Source organism: Ideonella sp. FW305-24, assembly GCF_058788035.1.
On record NZ_JBYTAI010000001.1, the window covers coordinates 1 to 17,374 of the forward strand.

At 56.3% G+C, this 17,374-nt stretch carries 19 protein-coding genes and 1 pseudogene; all 20 read right to left on the reverse strand.

Going from position 1 to position 17,374, the window contains the following annotated elements; translation table 11 throughout:
* Nucleotides 1-250 precede the first annotated feature (250 nt).
* Nucleotides 251-580 carry a hypothetical protein gene (locus AC3WR5_RS00005; protein ID WP_492480865.1) on the reverse strand — a complete coding sequence of 110 codons (330 nt, stop codon included), beginning with the start codon at nt 578-580 and terminating at the stop codon, nt 251-253.
* Between the two features lie 60 nt (nt 581-640).
* Nucleotides 641-778 carry a hypothetical protein gene (locus AC3WR5_RS00010; protein WP_492480867.1) on the reverse strand — a complete coding sequence of 46 codons (138 nt, stop codon included), beginning with the start codon at nt 776-778 and terminating at the stop codon, nt 641-643.
* A 1,029-nt stretch (nt 779-1,807) separates the two neighbouring features.
* Nucleotides 1,808-2,128, reverse strand: a complete 321-nt coding sequence (locus AC3WR5_RS00015) for a hypothetical protein (RefSeq protein WP_325654652.1) — start codon at nt 2,126-2,128, stop codon at nt 1,808-1,810.
* 56 nt (nt 2,129-2,184) lie between these two features.
* Nucleotides 2,185-4,278, reverse strand: a complete 2,094-nt coding sequence (gene ligA, locus AC3WR5_RS00020) for an NAD-dependent DNA ligase LigA (RefSeq protein ID WP_492480870.1) — start codon at nt 4,276-4,278, stop codon at nt 2,185-2,187.
* A 315-nt stretch (nt 4,279-4,593) separates the two neighbouring features.
* Nucleotides 4,594-4,944: a hypothetical protein gene (locus AC3WR5_RS00025; protein ID WP_492480872.1), complete on the reverse strand. Its 351-nt coding sequence runs from the start codon at nt 4,942-4,944 to the stop codon at nt 4,594-4,596.
* A 179-nt stretch (nt 4,945-5,123) separates the two neighbouring features.
* Nucleotides 5,124-5,444 (reverse strand): hypothetical protein, encoded by a 321-nt coding sequence (locus AC3WR5_RS00030; RefSeq protein ID WP_492480874.1) that lies wholly within the window; start codon nt 5,442-5,444, stop codon nt 5,124-5,126.
* 277 nt (nt 5,445-5,721) lie between these two features.
* Nucleotides 5,722-6,036 (reverse strand): hypothetical protein, encoded by a 315-nt coding sequence (locus tag AC3WR5_RS00035; RefSeq protein WP_492480876.1) that lies wholly within the window; start codon nt 6,034-6,036, stop codon nt 5,722-5,724.
* 512 nt (nt 6,037-6,548) lie between these two features.
* Complete coding sequence (locus AC3WR5_RS00040) at nt 6,549-6,866, reverse strand: hypothetical protein (RefSeq protein ID WP_492480877.1); 318 nt, start codon at nt 6,864-6,866, stop codon at nt 6,549-6,551.
* A 79-nt stretch (nt 6,867-6,945) separates the two neighbouring features.
* Nucleotides 6,946-7,413 (reverse strand): hypothetical protein, encoded by a 468-nt coding sequence (locus tag AC3WR5_RS00045; protein ID WP_492480879.1) that lies wholly within the window; start codon nt 7,411-7,413, stop codon nt 6,946-6,948.
* The gene (locus AC3WR5_RS00050) at nt 7,410-7,589 is read right to left on the reverse strand and encodes a hypothetical protein (protein ID WP_492480881.1); all 180 of its coding nucleotides are present in this window, start codon (nt 7,587-7,589) and stop codon (nt 7,410-7,412) included. The genes AC3WR5_RS00045 and AC3WR5_RS00050 overlap by 4 nt, the downstream gene beginning before the upstream one ends.
* Before the next feature lie 267 nt (nt 7,590-7,856).
* Nucleotides 7,857-8,222 carry a hypothetical protein gene (locus AC3WR5_RS00055; RefSeq protein WP_492480883.1) on the reverse strand — a complete coding sequence of 122 codons (366 nt, stop codon included), beginning with the start codon at nt 8,220-8,222 and terminating at the stop codon, nt 7,857-7,859.
* A 276-nt stretch (nt 8,223-8,498) separates the two neighbouring features.
* Nucleotides 8,499-8,735, reverse strand: a pseudogene (locus AC3WR5_RS00060) (hypothetical protein); the annotation flags it as partial.
* 1,396 nt (nt 8,736-10,131) lie between these two features.
* A complete protein-coding gene (locus AC3WR5_RS00065; protein ID WP_492480885.1) occupies nt 10,132-10,518 on the reverse strand; it encodes a type II secretion system protein in 387 nt (128 codons plus the stop codon).
* 2 nt (nt 10,519-10,520) lie between these two features.
* Nucleotides 10,521-11,021: a type II secretion system protein gene (locus AC3WR5_RS00070; RefSeq protein ID WP_492480887.1), complete on the reverse strand. Its 501-nt coding sequence runs from the start codon at nt 11,019-11,021 to the stop codon at nt 10,521-10,523.
* A complete protein-coding gene (locus AC3WR5_RS00075; protein ID WP_492482559.1) occupies nt 11,018-13,282 on the reverse strand; it encodes a secretin GspD/PilQ domain-containing protein in 2,265 nt (754 codons plus the stop codon). The genes AC3WR5_RS00070 and AC3WR5_RS00075 overlap by 4 nt, the downstream gene beginning before the upstream one ends.
* A 5-nt stretch (nt 13,283-13,287) precedes the next feature.
* Entirely contained in the window at nt 13,288-13,812 is a 525-nt protein-coding gene (locus AC3WR5_RS00080; protein WP_492480889.1) for a hypothetical protein, read from the reverse strand.
* Nucleotides 13,812-14,456, reverse strand: coding sequence for a hypothetical protein (locus tag AC3WR5_RS00085; protein WP_492480891.1), 645 nt, complete (start codon nt 14,454-14,456; stop codon nt 13,812-13,814). Before AC3WR5_RS00085 ends, AC3WR5_RS00080 begins: the two co-directional genes overlap by 1 nt.
* Nucleotides 14,453-15,013, reverse strand: coding sequence for a PilN domain-containing protein (locus AC3WR5_RS00090; RefSeq protein ID WP_492480893.1), 561 nt, complete (start codon nt 15,011-15,013; stop codon nt 14,453-14,455). The genes AC3WR5_RS00085 and AC3WR5_RS00090 overlap by 4 nt, the downstream gene beginning before the upstream one ends.
* Nucleotides 15,010-15,786, reverse strand: coding sequence for a hypothetical protein (locus AC3WR5_RS00095; RefSeq protein WP_492480895.1), 777 nt, complete (start codon nt 15,784-15,786; stop codon nt 15,010-15,012). Before AC3WR5_RS00095 ends, AC3WR5_RS00090 begins: the two co-directional genes overlap by 4 nt.
* Nucleotides 15,767-17,299, reverse strand: a complete 1,533-nt coding sequence (locus tag AC3WR5_RS00100; RefSeq protein WP_492480897.1) for a GspE/PulE family protein — start codon at nt 17,297-17,299, stop codon at nt 15,767-15,769. The genes AC3WR5_RS00095 and AC3WR5_RS00100 overlap by 20 nt, the downstream gene beginning before the upstream one ends.
* Between the last annotated feature and the right edge of the window lie 75 nt (nt 17,300-17,374).

Here is a 17,374-nt window from a genome sequence, read left to right on the forward strand (position 1 = left end):
TCTGCAACGTGACCGCTGCGGCTCAAGGAATCAAATGACTGCTGTCGCTGCGCTTGAAATGGATTTTGCAGGGCCGATTATTTAACCTGGGACGACGGGAGAAACTGGCAGCAATCGATTCGACTGATGCTTACCTGGGAAATTCAAATGACACTTCGAGTTATCTCAAAACATAAGTAATCCTTCTATTAATTTATATAGTTTGCACAAGTCCGCAAGTCATAACACAGACGATCTCCAGCCAAAAGTATTAAAATAGCCATATGCCTATAATTGGCACAGGGGCTGCTGCACAATTTGCACCATCATTGTAGCGAACAGTCATTTGACGGCCAGCCAGCAACCCAGCCACCACCGTAGCGAAAGTTGCTTTAAAATCCGGATCCGATTGAGCGATACTTCCCGCTCCGCCCTGGTTCCAAAAAACCCAAAGCGCTCCATCGTCGCCAACATAGTATCTGTATGGAGTTACACTGCATTCCACAAAGGCTTGGGCATGCAGGGATGCCAAAAGCAACAAGGCAGCCAATGGAAGACGAGCACCAAAGGACTTGAAAATACGAAAAATTGCGAGTTTCATGCTCTTTTCCATCAAAATTGGTCGTTGAGAAAATCAGTCACTTATAGAGTGGCAATGAAATCACCTGATCAGTTGGGAACCATCATTTCTCGGTGGGCATTTATTGAGTATGGTCAGCAGCTCTGCTTCATCCACCACGGGGATGCCCAGCTCCCGTGCCTTGTCCAGCTTGCTGCCGGCCTCTTCACCAGCCACCACGCAGGTCGTCTTCTTGGAGACAGACCCCTGACCTTGCCGCCGGTCGCTTTGATCAAGTCCTTGGCCTCGTCGCGGCTCAGCGTGGACAGCGAGCTGGTCAGCTCCAATGTCTTGCCGAGCGAGTATGCGATCCGTCATTGGCGAAGTCAGCGATCTCAGGCCGGTTCACCGCAGCTGCGCGCAGTTGTCCACCACCGCGTGGTACTGCGGCTGGTCGAAGAAAGTGGCGGTCACGATGGGGCCTACGTCGGTGACCTCTAGCAGTTCTTCCAGCCGAAAGTCCATCCGCCGGTCCACATTGTCCGAAGAGCTTGACCAGATCCTGGTCGTCATCTCGCCGACGTGACCAACCAGCTCTGTCCATTTAAAGCAAGGGGTAAACCGCAGTTTCAATGCCAGTGAAGGTGTTGCATTGCCCATTCCCCTGAATTGAAATCGGCGCTTGGGATGCACGGGCTGTGAGCAGCATGGCCAGCATTGCCCGATCCGTACCGTCAGTCAAGGGCATGACAAATGTCCAGGCAGAATTATTATGGCAAACCGGCCCCGCAGTCTTACTTCCATCTGTGGCGATGAAAACATAGCCTCCCAAATCTTTATTAATTCCGATCTTAACAATGTGAACTTGCTCGACCGAACCCGCAAGCGAAATGTGAACGAATGCATATATGGCGCAACCAACTAGAATTCTCCACATGGATTGATAGACCTCGATTTAGAAATTTCAAATTTCGACACTGCACGAGCGACTTCAACGCTTAGAGAATTTCATGGGCATCGTTAAAATCCTCTACCGCGAGGGCACATTGCCGAATTCGATTCAACATATCTTCCAACTGATGCGACCAGGGTGACGTAACGTTGGCTCCATCAAGTAGAAATAGCCACCTACCATTTGATAACACGTCTTACCCGCCCACAAAGTCAAATATCATCTAATTTTACTGAAAATGACCTGCATGCCCCTCGCCTAAAGAGGTGAACAGATATTCTGTCAAACCTCCCGAAGGCTATTTCGCCGGTTGGTTCTTATTGAACTTCTATGAGATTTGCATTGCACAGATTGCTGGAATTGATCGAGTAGTTAATCCAATATATAGTCCCTCCTGTCTTTTTAGTGACAAGAATAGACGCCCACATCGCCTTGCCTGCGGCAGTGGAGAGATCGATATACATCACACCGTTTGCACAGGGCAATGTCCAAGTTCCTTCGATGTAGAAATATCCGGTCGCCGGCAACTGAGACCCAAACCTTGAAACCGTTCGCGTATAGTCGTTCTGCTCTGCCGCCTGACATAAGCTGAGAAGTCCGATATAAAGCAGTGAACCCGCCAGCAATTTAAACATCATGAACACTCCATTGAAGAAATTAACCAACTATTAAAGTAGCAACTGCAATTGACCGCTCACTGGGGCTCGTCGTCTCCCGGCTCGCCTTTATTGAGCATGGCAAGCAATCCCACTTCATCCAGCACGGCAATGCCCAACTCCCGCGCCTTGTCCAGCTTGCTGCCGGCCTCTTCACCGGCCACCACGTAGGTCGTCTTTTTCGAGACAGACCCGCTGACCTTGCCGCCGGCCGCTTCGATCAGGTCCTTGGCCTCGTCGCGGCTCAGCGTGGGCAGCGTGCCGGTCAGCACCAGCGTCTTGCCCAGCAGCGGGCGTGGCGCGTCGCTGGCAGTGCCCTCGATGTCCGGCCAATGCACACCGGCCGCGCGCAGTTGCTCCACGACCTCGCGGTGCTGCGGCTGGTCGAAGAAATGCCGCACGCTTGCGGCGACGATGGGACCCACGTCGTTGACCTCCAGCAGCTCTTCCAGCCGCGCGTCCATCAGTCGGTCCAGGTTGCCGAAATGCTTGGCCAGGTCCTTGGCCGTTGTCTCGCCCACGTGGCGAATGCCCAGGCTGTAGAGGAAGCGACCCAGCGTGGTGGACTTGCTCTTCTCGATGCCGTCCAGCAGGTTCTGCGCGCTCTTGTCGCCCATGCGCTCCAGCGTCGCGAGGTTGGCAAAGCCGAGCTTGTAGAGGTCCGGCAGGCTGCGCACGATGCCGGCGTCCACCAGCTGGTCCACCAGCTTGTCACCCAGGCCTTCGATGTCCATCATGCGGCGGCTGGCGAAGTGCAGCAGCGCCTGCTTGCGCTGCGCCGGGCAGGTGATGCCACCAGTGCAGCGCCAGTCGGCCTCGCCTTCCTCGCGCTCGATCGGGCTGCTGCACACAGGGCATTTGCCGCCCAGGCGCTTGTAGAGGTCAAACGGCTCGCCCGCGTCCTCGGGCCGCCTGTCCCTCACCACACCGACGACTTCGGGAATGACATCGCCGGCGCGGCGCACGATCACCGTGTCGCCAATGCGCACGTCCTTGCGCCGCGTTTCGTCCTCGTTGTGCAGCGTGGCATTGCTGACCGTGGTGCCGCCGACGAACACCGGCTCCAGCTTGGCCACCGGCGTCAGCTTGCCGGTGCGGCCAACCTGGATGTCGATGCCCAGCAGCCGCGTCATCTGCTCCTGCGCCGGATACTTGTGCGCCACCGCCCAGCGCGGCTCGCGCGAGACAAAGCCCATCTGCTGCTGCAGCGCACGGGAGTTCACCTTGTAGACCACGCCGTCGATGTCGAACGGCAGGCTGTCGCGCAGCTCGCGGATGCGCTCGTGGAAAGCCACAAGGCCGTCAGCGCCCTGCACCACCGCGCGGTCTTCATTGACCGGCACGCCCATCTTCGCCAGTGCGTCCAGCATGCCGCTGTGCGTCTCCGGCACCTCCCAGCCCTGCACCTCGCCGAGGCCGTAAGCGAAGAAGCTCAAGGGCCGCTTTTTCGCCATCGCCGGATCCAGCTGGCGAACCGCACCGGCGGCGGCATTGCGCGGGTTCACGAAAGTCTTTTCGTTCTTCGCACCCGCGGCAATCAACTCGCGCTGCCGCTCGTTCAGCGCGTCGAACTCGTCGCGCCGCATGTAGACCTCGCCGCGCACTTCCAGCACCGCCGCGCTGCAGCCGCGCAGCTTGCGCGGCACCTGCTTGATGGTGCGGATGTTCTGCAGCACGTCCTCACCAGTCTCGCCGTCGCCCCGGGTGGCGGCCTGCACCAGCTCGCCATTTTCATAACGCAGGTTGATCGCCAGCCCGTCGAACTTCAGCTCGGCCGTGTAATCCACCGGCGGCGCGTCCTCGGCCAACTTCAGCTCACGCCGCACGCGTGCATCGAACTCCACCGCGCCCTGCGCCGTCGTGTCGGTCTCGGTGCGGATCGACAGCATCGCCACCACATGCCGCACCGGCGTGAACCCGTCCAGCACCGCGCCAATGACCCGCTGCGTCGGCGAGTCCGCCGTCACCAGTTCGGGATGTGCCGCCTCGATGGCCTCCAGCTCCTGGTAAAGCTTGTCGTACTCGGCATCCGGGATCTGCGGCGCGTCCAGCACGTAGTACTGCTGGGCATGGTGGTGGAGTTGGGCGCGCAGTTCGGCGGCACGGATGGCGGGAGATTCTGTTTTCGGCATGTTGAGATTATGCAGGCGGCCAGCGTCTCGCCCTGCGGCTACATCTATCTCGTGTCAGCACAGCCCAACGTTACCAAAGACCTGAAAGAAGCTCAAAAATCCGTTCTACCACCATTCAATCGATAGTATGAACGCCTACAGCCCCTGCCATCAGACGCGCAGAGATTGCAAATATACTCAGAAAACTTCCAAAGATGAAGAAATTCATCTCACCAAGAAGATTTGGCATAACGCGTCGCGAAATCACCGATCGATGATTGCGTCGAAAGAGGACCAACCAATTTCGCCGCACATCTGCCGCTGAGAAGTGGCCCACTATTTAAGGGAAATACCTATAATTCGAGGTCGAGCGGAGGTGCAATCCGAGTTACTGATAACAACCACCAATTGTTTTGCGGATGCGTAAGCCAGAAGAGCCGCCGCCAAGTGCGTCTTGTAACCTGCAGATGAAACATTGGCGGCATAACTATCGGGCGTGGAGCAGTTCGCCGGATTCAGGATTGCACTATCGGTCTTTATGGCAAAAGTATCATCATTCCAGCCAGTATAGAGACTGGCAATTGTCAAAATGGGAGTTTCCGTCTGGGCGAATACGATATTAGTCATTGCGACGCCAATCATAAAGATAGAAACGAAAATATTTCTCATCAACACCATGAATTTCAAGTGATAACTCATTTTTACCCCCAAAAAGAATTTAGATCAAATGGAATTTTCGCAAGCACATAGCTGCATAGCCATGACACATGGGAGCGATGCGAAAACTATGGATTTCAAAGCGGCGTTTTCCAGGAATTCCGCAAATCGAACCACCTCGAAAAATTCTCGAGGCGCCGCGGCCCAAGTCATTCGCTCAACACGTGAATTCCCCACCAGTCTGCGCGAACACCGCCGGACGAGCAAGCCACGCCATCAGCAGTCAGCCTGACCACAACACGCTTTGAAGCCAGCATGGCCGCAGTGGATTCGGCTATCAGATTCTTGATTCCACCCTGAGATGCCACAGCCGTGATTACAAACCCCGACTCAAATCCGATTTCGGCGCTACCGTTCACGTCCACCCATACGCGATTTACCCGCACTGGAGGACATTCTGTATACGCGTGCGCCGAGCATTCGACAAGGGCAGTAATCCAGAACCATGCGAACATCTTCAACTTTGACATCATCATCCCTCAGATTTTTAGTTACGCCAATTGATCACCATGCAGCCACCAACTCAGGACGTACCGCTCCAGTAGCTTCCAGTTCCTAGTGAAGCATCCATACTCGACACCTGGAATCTGCAAGACATCCAGCGCATAGTACTTTTCGGCGTGCTAGTGAACCCGGACGGGCATTTCAACCAAGCGAGTATCGGAGACAAGGTTTCCACATTCCGAACATTTGTGCTAGGCCAAATAAGTGCCTATCGAGGACTCGATCTATCCAAATCCATGTGAATCAGTTCGCCGTCCATATGTACTCAGGTGAAGAGTAAACAACATTCTGTGTGCACGCTGCAATATTCGGCCACTTAAAAGTGACCTTTTTCCCCGCAAGTTGTGCAGTTGTCAGCATGGCGTAACCTCGCTTGATGAAGTCGGCATTGCCTGAAAGTTGACACCAGCTTGCAGCGCAGGTTTGATCAGTCGCAAAGTATACATTCCCATTGGAATGATTGAATATCTGCGTGACGGTTTCTGTGCATTCAGCCACTGCACCAGAATAGATTGGGAAAACGCCCAATGCAGAGCACATTAAATATTTGAGCTTCATTTCACATCCTCGATATCCGTGGTTACATATAACACCGATATGCCCAGAAAACACGCAACTCAAAGCCGTGCAACCCTATTTGGCGCTGCCGTGTAAATCTTGGGAATTCCGCACTGCGGATGCCTTAACAGACCATCGCAGTTACATCCATTTATTCCGTGATATGAAGATCTTGCACATATTCCGTATTGCCATGCGCGCAGGTGCCGGTGCCGTACGCGGTTACAGCCTTGCTAGATGAATATGCAATGAGAAACGCTGCATATTGCGATCGGCCAGCAGCGGCTGACGTATCAATAGCCCAACGATCCGAGATCGAACACGGCGACGAAGCATGAGCACCGGAAAGTCTGAAGAAGACCGTTCCGTCAGAATATACATTCCAATCAGGCTGAGTCGTGCCCGTGCCGCTTCCACCTGCAAGCGCAGACAAGGAGAGCATACCCAATGCGACTGAAAATACATACTTGAATGCGCACATATATACCCTCACGGAGTTTTAATTGAGGTACTCAGAATGCAACCGTAACGGGCTTGCTGTAAGCGGGTACAGCCGCACACTGCGAGCCGGCAGGGGCTTCGTTCCAATACATTGCGACACCCCGCCCCATCGCTTTTGCAGTCAGCAGAGTGGCAAAAATTCTCTTTTTCGCATCTGAGCTCAGCGCAGGGTCGACTTGACACCAGCTCGGGCAGGACTTATCTGTAGTGAAATAGATGTTTTCACCTTGGTTGATGACCAAGGCCATATTTTCGCCCCAACAATACTCACCCGCACTCGACACGGAACAGCCAAATGCGCAAGCTAGCAGAACAAATAGATTTCTCATGGATTATCTTTCAGTGCCTGAAGTAGATCATTTTTACGGCCATCCAGTCCATACACCAGATAGGAAACTTAGCGTTCGCTTATTCAGCAAACTCAACCAATTCCACATAGCACTGCGTTCCCGCGGCGCCAGACCTGCTGTAGTCGATACGGGATATCGCTCGCCCGGACAATTTGGCCGAGAGCAACTGCACATACAACGCCTTGCGCTCGGGCAGAACATATAGATTGTTGTACAAACAATTTTGCCCCAAAGATTCAGCAAAACCCACATACCAGCCAGTTGATTGAGCCCCAAGCCTAGTGATGTTTTTCACATATTCCGTGAAATATGTCTGACTTTGGGCGCTTGCACATGAAGAAATGCCAATCAACACCGATGCGGCAATGCCGGGTAGCCGAAGAAGTGATTTCCCGAATGGTTTCATTTCGTATTTCAATGAATTTTCTTGAGGGACTTGGGAAGACTTCTTTAGGATGGCGCTTCTGGAAGAGGAATCACCGCCACTGCCGTGCAGACGGATATACCAATCGAATCGCTTCGTCACTCATACCATCGATCACAAATCCGTTTTGGAAGGCGATCTCCCACCTTCACCGTAATGTGCCTATCCCCATCTTGCAGAAAAACAAACGGCTCGCCACCCGGACCGAACATGCGGCCTAGCAGGCCGTAGATCATCGGTAAGCGCGGCGGCGGCGGCGTTGCAATTTGCGGCTTCATGGGTTTGGGTTCCGGCGGGGGCGGTGGCGTCACGGGCAAGAACGTATCATGGGAGGCGAGCTCCAGCAATGCGGATTCCAGTCCTTCGCCATTCGCGGGACTTTAGGATTTACAACGCCAATATTGGTCTTCCAGGCTCGATGCGAAAATCCATATAAAACTGACATCAAATGTATACCACCGGCCGCCCCTCAACGTAGACATAGGTGAGTACAGAGCGAGATAAGCTCATTGGCTCAATTCCACCCCGGATCGGCCCGAAACTCATCAAAACGCAGCAGTGTCATGAATCTGAACCGCGCTGACGGCGGGGCGCCCAGGCGTCGTACTGCAAGTGCCGGTGAGATAAATAGCCACTGGCCTTCCCAGAGAATAAGCCAACATTAGAGTCGCGTAGTTCCTGTTTGCTGCGGAGGTTTCAGGGAAAACATATCCCGCATCGTTTTGAGCGCATGCCGTGATCTTGATTTGTGTTTCGGTCGTAAACAGAAATACGCCGTCGCCATGCCCTGGATGCAAGCGGGTCACTTTGCCAACGTTTTGCCAGCCAGTCAAATCTTGCGCGAATGCAGCATCGTGCGAAACATGAATCACCATCAATGCGCTGACAGCCCATTTGAATTTCGATAGCATAATCTCCCTCCAATCCATTCAAGAAATCGCCCTAACAACCTGTCCTGCGGCCATTTGATGCATACAGGGTTCCGCGCACATTTTGCGTATCAAACCCTTCAACAGACGTTCGGCCGGGACGCACCAATCGGCCGATGCCCGGCGCTTCCATGCGCAGTAAATTTTGATTCATGGTCCAGCAGGCCGCTGAAATACCGCGCACCGGCACTCACCCCGACCTTGTTGCTGACTGAATTTTGATGACCTAGGTCACCGCCTCGGTCCGATGAGCTGTTTTCAGCTCGATTCGGGCCCTTTTCTCGCCCATTTGCGTCCCTTTTCCACACATCCGGCCACCTGCGGACGGATTTGTCCCAGCGTGCGCATGCGCACCAAGTCATAGGCGGCCATGTTCAGCACAAACATCTCGTCCACCCGCTCAAGCCCGCACACCATCACCTACCGGATCTGGCCGATGGTCTTGGCCCAGCCGAAGCCTTGGTCCATGCGCTTCCTGCACAGCGCTGAACAAGCTCTCGGTGAAGGTGTCGGGACCCGCGCATGGTGCAAAGTGGTTCGGCTCGGTGGTGATGCGTTCAACTCAGCAGCATGTGTGCTAGGTCGGGAGGATGTGGGTTCGGTATATCAGTAGCCTGCTAGGGGCTTGAACTCGCATATCAACTTCGATCCCATCCTGTGCAGCACTGCCGCTCTGGTTCCTAATAGATGGCTGACCACCACATGCCCCACCGGCACAAAACCTCCTAGTAACGAGCCGAAGCCTCACCGCGTGCAAGAGACTGCAGCCGCCCTTTTTATATGTGCCACCCCGACGGAGTCCGATTCCTGGCGGAACTTGTCGCACTTGCCAACCCAAATCCGCCGCGTCTTCGGCGAGTAATACTGCTGGACGTTATGATGAAGCTAGAGCACGGTTTCGCGGCGTGGGTGAATTAGTATTCGGTGCTTGGCACTTCTGGAAGAAAAAACTCTTACCCACAAAAATATGCAACTGCGGAACCTTCTAGTTATTAGAGGTCCACATGTATTCTGGCGAGGCGTATGCTGAATTCTGTGTGCAACTAGATATCCCAGGCCAAGTGAAAATCACCTTCTTCCCAGACAGCTGCGCAGCCAAAAGCATTGCATAGCCACGCTTAATGAAGTCAACATTACCCTGCAACTGACACCACCCTGCAGCACACGTTTGATCTGTCGCGAAATAAATATTCCCATTTGAATGATTGAAAAGCTGGGTAATGGTTTCCGAACAGTTTGCAGCGGCATTGGCGAAAGAGCTAAAAAGCACGACTGACGTCAAAGGTATCCAGGCTAATTTCATTCAGCGCCCCTTAATCTATGTGAAAATGTGACGAAAATACGAAGAAGTAGAACACCGACAAAGAATAAATATGCGCTGAGCAATCAGCCTTCACCGGTAGGAATGTAAACAATACCGAGATCTATGAAAATCTAACAGACGAATTACATTTCGTGCAGACCTGCACTAATTGAGAACGGGGCACAGGCATCTCCCGGCTCACGCTGAACATCAACGAATGTCGAACTTCCAGGGAGCAGTGGCCGGCAGATGGCGACTATCCAACCCGCTTTGTCCCGGAACACTCGCCAGTCCTCATCCATCGTTAGTGGATTTACATAAGCCCGTCGCAGATGGCGCAAAACTGTCACACGACGCGAATCCCTTAATAACTCGCTGATCGTTCGAGGGCCATGAGCCGCGCCCGGGCTCGCCGCGGCGTAGCTTGCAATCGCATTTGCATACTGCAGTTCACACCATGCAAGTTCGGCCTCGGCGCCGGCTCGATTCAAACGCACGCCCAACGACAACGTAGCAGCGCTGACCGCAGCAACGGAGGCAACGGTTGCCAGCAAAAGTAGATAAGTGAAACCACCCTCGAGAGGCATCCTACCAGTCCGCATATAACTTTCCCGTCTTATCTGAAGTTGCGGACGTACTGTGAATATCATAGATTCTACCCTCATAGCCGATTGGCGGGGGCGTCACCTGCCAGCGATCGGTTTGAGAAATTGGGTCGATCGGCATTGCATTAATGTATTTTTCGACTATCAGTTCTTCTAGCGAAGACGGATACCGATTCTTGTCTGCATAAAATTTATCCAACACAACTCTCACGGTGTGCAGATTTTCAGCAAGCACTGCTTCTTTCGCACGATCAACCTGGCCGTAAAGGCGAGGCACAACAATTGTCAGCAGGACCGCGGTGATCGCGAGAACGACCAGCAACTCGATGAGCGTGAATCCGCGCCAACGACGAGAAGAACGATCAATCATTTTCACCACTGCGAATAGGGGCGCCCGTTGAGGCCAATTCCTTTGGAAGGGCTGCTTACATCGTACACATCTGCCCCCTCCTTCGGTTCGTCCGGAGGACTCGCGTAAGCGCGCAAGCGCCAAGTCGCCGAATCGTCTAATTCGGCATCCTCGGCAAATGGATCGCGCGGAATGCGCCGGATAAAGTAGAGTCGAACATCGTTCGGTTTTCGCAAGTCACGCTCACCTTTCCACAGCACCTCCAATGTGGGAGGATAGCCGTTCGAATCAATCCGGTGTGCAATCCAGTTCTTGTCATAGGCACGTTTGTAAGCATCAATCGCGTCGCGCAGTTCGCGTAAGCTACCCCGTAACTGTTCCTCTTTTTGCCGCTGCCGATGAACCTTTGCAAGCGGCACTACCAGCGTCGAAAGCGCCGAAAGAATGGCCAAAGTTGCCAGCAGTTCCATTAGCGTAAAACCGGCGCGGGCGTACCGAGAACTCGTTGGCGGGCTGCGTTTCATCGCTTGATGGTCAATGCCAGCGGCTGCGGCGGCAAGGTAAACGCCTGCCCTGCAGCCGACGTCGGCGCAATGCTTAGAATTTGGACTTTAGTAGGAGACGGCGCGTCCGGCAACACCTTGAACAGGATTGTGGCAACGTGGTCCTGACTTAGCCCGCCAATGCCGTCGACAATCCGTTCAGTGATGCTGACTTGCCCCTCCCCCACGAAACTTCCCGCATTCACCGTACCGCCACCTTGCTCAAGGAACTTGCCGGGCTGCACCTCAAGCGGGGTTATTGCTTTCGGATCGAAACCAATGGTAAGAGGCACCGATACAATAGGTTGATCACTCTGCAAATCGATGTCAATGCGAATTTCGTCTCCTGGCTTTGCCTGTGCGGGTCCAAGCAAGCTGACACGCGCGTTGGCTTGGCTGCCCGACGACTGTGGCGCAACTGGAGCTTGTTTTGACCCATCGGGGGCTTGCGGCACAGCAATGACCAACGGATTTATCGCAGGTATCGTAGCTCGCAGTGCCGGCGAACGCGGCGTCGACTCCGTACCCGCGTCAAACTGCAATGCGTGCAATGGCATCGCCGGAACATTGCGCACGATACGAGGCGTGATGGAAAGAACAATTTCGGTCTTCGCCTTGTCGACCGTGTGTTTACCGAAGAGGTGACCAATGATGGGAATGTCGCCCAGCAATGGAATTGCATTGGCAGAACGACGGTCCTCATCGTTGATCAGCCCTGCGAGAATTGTATTTTCGTTGTTCTTCAGCCGCAAAACGGTTTGCGCATTTCGGGTACCAATCTGGTATGCGATCGAACCTTGTGCCGTCGTTTGCTGACTGTTGATACTACTCACTTCCAGTGCGATCTGAATGCTGACCTCATCGTCCGGGTAAACCACTGGTTCAACCTCCAATTTGAGGCCAACATCCAGGTAGGAAATCGACTCTGAGACGAAACCCGTGGAAGTCGCCGTCGAAACCGGGCTCGGCACGCGCTCCCCAATTAGGATCTTTGCCTTTTCACGGCTGTGCGTGCGAATGCGTGGATTGGCGAGAATGTCGGCATCGACGTCCTGAGCTGAAAGATTGGCCGTCACAGAAAGCGCACTGACGCCTACGTTTGACCGATTCAAGTGCTTAAGGTCGGACAAGGTAAGCGAACTGCCGCCAGAAAGCGGCAGCGCAGTCAGCGACAACTGATCGGGCCATTGCACACCGAGATCACTTAGGCGGCTGCGCTTGACCTCAAGGACCTCAACCTCGAGCATGACCTCAGGTTCGGCAACATCCTGCAAAGCAGCAAGCTTCTCCGCAAGTCGAATCGAATCCCAGGTGTCGTGCAGTATCACGAGGTTAAGTTTGTCGACGACTACAACGTCCTTGGACTTCAGGATGGTCTTGAGCGTCGCGCCAAAGGACTTGGCGTCAGTGTGTAGTAAATAGAATGCGCGAACGCCCAACGGCTCATAATCTTTGCGCTTGGCCGGATCTGCTGGATAGATCAACACAGAATTGCCGTCCAGCGTACGTAAGGCAAGCTGATTTGTGACCATGAGAAGGTCAAGTGCCGACTCGATGGTGCTGTCGCGCAAGAAAATAGAGGCGCGCTGATCTAGCTTCACATCCCTGTCGAAGATGAAATTCAACTTCGCCGAACGCGACAACACCTCAAAAATCGCCCTTAGCGGTGTTTCTCGGAACTCAAGCGAAATAGAGCTTCGGTAGGCGGCGGCCAGCGCGGCGGATCCGCCCCCAGCGGAGGCATTCGCAGCGTCAAGTGACGCTTTCAGAATCAACGCATCGCGTTGACGTGGGTCCCCTGCGAGAACCTGATCGGCCTTCGCGCGTGCGCTGCCAGCGTCGCCGGCCGCGACGAGGCCGCGCGCCTGTTGCATCAGGGTTGCATTGGCTGCGTCCCTGGCAAGCGCATCGATTCCAGCGACCGCGCGTTCCTGGGCAGGCTGTACCGCCAAGGCTGCCTCGTATTGCTTTCTCGCACCTTCGGCTTGGCCCGCGCGGCGTTGCGCATCGCCGCGATCCACTAGCTCATTCGCGATCTGCTCGCGTTGCCTGAGCAAGTCAACTCTGTAGCGCATCGACGATGGATCCAGCCGCACGGCTTCGTCGAGCTTGTTCAGGCCTGCCTGCATTTGGCCCTGGCCAATCAGTTCCTTGCCCGCCCGGTGCGCCGCAGGTGCGGCGCAGCCGGCCAGCATGAGCATGGCACAGGCAGCGCTGAGCACCGAAATGCGATGGTGCAGCATTCCGTTCACAGCACATCACCGATCTGCAGGGTCTGAACTGTCTTCAGCGGGAGGTAGGTGAGCGTCATCAGGGGTGGAACAATGGAATCAATGCGGTAGACGGTATCGAGACGCTCGCCCTTACGGGCAACCAATACGAGGTCGCCTCGCATCACGTAAACCTCCCAAGCACCAGCCTCAAGCTTCTTGCCCGCAAAGGTGAAAGGTAGCAGCGGAGGCTCTAGCACGGGTGCCTGCGAAGCTGGCATTGGCGGCGCCATCGCCGGCGCGGGTGGCAAGCGACGGTCGGCAAAGAGATCGATCCTCGGTGCCGAAGCGCTGATGCTCGAGATCGCAACGCGCGGCATGAGCGCGAGCAGAGTCGGGTCGCCAGGCAGCGATGCTGTGCCAGCGCCCGGAGCGCCCGTGTACTGTCGATTTGAGGCCGCACTGATCGGCAGCACTTCCTCGGCCGGTGGTGAAAAAATGACCAGCGCGCCGGCACCAGCGCACACGGCAAGCAGAACATGAACCCGCTGCATCCGAAGCATCACGCTCCTGCCCCTCCCGCGTTGCGAAACAACGGCTTGGGACCACGGCGCAAGCCATCTGCTGGACGACCCCACAGGGACAGCCGTAATCGCACATCGAGCATCGCCCCGGGGCCTTTGCTGCCCGACAAGGCAATCTCGTCAATGGAGAGATTGGGCAGTTGGTACAAGCCCAAGTCTATGAACTCACGCACGTCCACGTAACGGCCTATCACAGGCAAAGTCACGACGAGTCGCCGCAATCCAGTGTCCCCATCAGTGCTCGCGCTGAACTGTGCTTCGCCAATCGGAAGCCGCGTGCCCTGGGCAATGCCATAGAGCTCACGGACCTCACGGTCCAGCTCACCTTCAGACCGTAAAACGCCGTCAAGGTGCTCGAGCCGAGCCACCTCCTCTGTCACTGAGTTGACACTCGGCACAACAACGGGCTCCGAGGTCACCGGTGCAGCGATTTCTGCGCGAATCACTGCTGCCCGCATGCGCGCCGGCTCTGTGATACCCATGCTGACCGCCGCAGCCAACAGCAAGAGTAACGATGCCAGTGGCCACAGCACACCTTGACGATAGATTGCCATTTGCAGCTGGAAACCCAGGCGCGTGGCCGAGGTGCGCAGCGTCATCCGATGGATTCGTTTGCGGTTCATTGCCTCGGATCCTGCAAGTTGCGCAGCACCAACTCGAAGGTCAACCGAGCCATGCCAGGACCGTTCGCGGACTCCTGTTGCACGAGATTGACATGGACGAATGCCGGCATCGCTGCCAAGGATTCGGCGTAGTGCAGCAACGTATCGATGTCGGCCCCGTTCACCTGCAAACGAACCGTTGATCGCTCGCCAGTCGATTCGATGGACGTGATCAAGACAGACTCGGGAGTTCCCGCCTCAAGACTGTCAAGCACCTCGCCCCACGGCGTGTTCAAGTGCCGAATGGCCGAGTTCAATCGGGCACGCTGAACCATCGCAAGCGCCGGGGCAGACAACGGCCGAGGCCTGGCTACGGTTACCGCGCGCGCAGCATCAAGCTTTGCCTCCATGTCTCGGACAACTCCCGTCTCGCGCGCCGCATCGACGCTGGCAAACGCGAGCACGCTGGCCGCCCCGGTGACCACCAACAACGCGAATACTCGCTGCGCGGACGTAGCAGCTGCGCCGAACAAAATCTCGGCGGGCGTGCGCCTAAAAATCGGGAGACCATGTTTCATCGCGCAGTGTCCCGTGTCCTTCGCATCAGCACAGCCGCTAGCGCAACGTCGGTGCGAGCCGAAGTGTCAAGCCGGCGCGCATCGACTCTCGGTACATCCAGCAACGGGGACTCACCGAGCCGCAGGGCTTCGCGACGCAACTCGGCGTCAATGCGTGCCAACGCGTCTGCCTCCGTGCCACCAAGCACCAATGCACGCACGAACCGCGCAACACCTCGCTCAAGGCGCAGGATTACTGCAGACTCGGGAAGCACAACCACCGCCCAGCCATTGCGCGGCAACTCGCGCTGCACTGCGCCCAGAACCTCGGCAAGCAAAACTCGAGGCGCGCCTGTGCCTGCCTTGCCAGACAGCGACTCGATCCACGCGGGCAAAGCCCAGCACGGCAGGCTGTCTGTCACCCGCCAGTCTGCACCGAGCTGCCAGGCGCGCGCTGATGGCCCAAACATCTGCATGCAGCGAACACGCGCGAATTCTTGCAACTCGCGTAGCGACTTCAGACCAGACGGCAATGCCAGGGTCCACACGCGGCTCAGCTCGCCGGTGCACATGACCTGCCATGGGGACGCTGTTTCGCCAAAGGCCGCGATGCGCAAGGCCAGCCATTCACGCAAGGCAGCGACACGCTGCGGGGCCAACTCCATTATCAGCTCACCGACTTCGGCGGGCAGGTCGACGGGTGGCCCCAGCGCAGGTCCGCGCTGAAGCGCGAACGCAACTTGGCGGCGCCCCAGTGCAACCACGAGCGGCGGTTTAAACGGCCATCGTGACACGCCTCACCTCCTCAAGCGTGGTGACCCCGCGGCCCGCCAGCTCCAGAGCAACCTCGTGCAGACTGCGTCCGCCGCTGCGTTGCGCCGCATCCTTGATGCGTCTAAGGGGTTGCTTGTCAACAAGCATCTCGCGCAACTCATCTGTCAGCCGCAGCAACTCCGCAATCGCCCGGCGCCCCTTGTAGCCTGTCCCCCGACAGTCGCCACAGCCGAAGCCTCGCGCAAAGGCGAACGAGCCAGCTTCCTTGAAGCTGATGCCGCTGCGCTCCAGATCGAGCGTAGACGGCAACGAGGGGCGGGTGCAATGCGGGCAATTGACACGTACCAGCCGCTGCGCCCAAATGCCGTTCAGAGCCGACACCAGTGCATACGGATCCAGGCCCATGTGCAGGAAGCGACCAAACACATCGAAGGCACTGTTGGCGTGCACGGTGCTCAGCACCATGTGGCCTGTCAACGCTGATTGCACCGCAATCTCCGCTGTCTCGCGGTCCCTGATCTCGCCGACCATGATCCTGTCGGGATCGTGGCGCAGGATCGAACGCAGGCCGCGTGCGAACGTCAGGCCCTTCTTTTCGTTCACGGGGATCTGCAGAATGCCTGGCAACTGATACTCGACCGGATCCTCGATCGTGATGATCTTGTCGCGGCCGGTGAAGCTCTCCGCGAGTGCAGCATAGAGCGTGGTCGTCTTGCCTGAACCGGTCGGTCCGGTCACAAGCAGCATGCCGTATGGCAACGCCGTCAAATCGCGCAGCATGCGAAGCGAAGCCTCATCGAAGCCAAGTGCCTCGAGCGTGAGCGACTGGTGCGCCTTCAGGATCGCCTGCTTGTCCAGCACACGCACAACAGCATCCTCGCCATGCACGCTGGGCATCACCGAGATGCGCATGTCGATCTGGCGCCCCAGCGCGGATACACGGAAGCTACCGTCCTGTGGGACACGACGCTCTGCGATGTCCAGGTCCGCAAGCACCTTAAGGCGTGAGATCACTCGCTCCGCAGCCTTGGAGCCTGGTACTTCGGCGACAGCGTCTAGCACGCCGTCGAGCCGATACTGCACGCGCAAGCCCTCCGCGCTGCTCTCAAAATGAATGTCGCTTGCGCCTGAACGCAAGGCGTCATACAACGTGGAGTTGACGAGTTTGACGATCGGGCTGTCAGAGGTTTCCAGCTTTGCCAGCGACAGTTCCTCGATCACATGACGCGCACCGTCGGTGATGTCACCATGCTCAAGCGCGCTGTCAATGGCGCGCGATGCGGCCTCGTACCGGCCAAACACGGCGAGCAAGTCGGCATCCGCAGCCAGCGCCCAGTCAACAGCGCCGCCAGCGACGTGCTCCAAGAACAAGCCCGTGTCCGCATCGAACGGATCGCAAGCAACAGCAACGGGTAGCCCGCCTGCTGTCAGCGGCTGCAGCAGCAAGCACCGCCGCCTTTGGGCGACCACGAGCGGCAGCCGAACAAAGTCGGGCAAGGAGGCGCGCAGTTGCTCTGCGTCCAAGTAAGCCATGTCAAATCGAACCGCCAAGGTCCGCATGGTTTCGCGAGCCTCAGACATGTCCGGCGAGAAACCGTCATCGGTCGT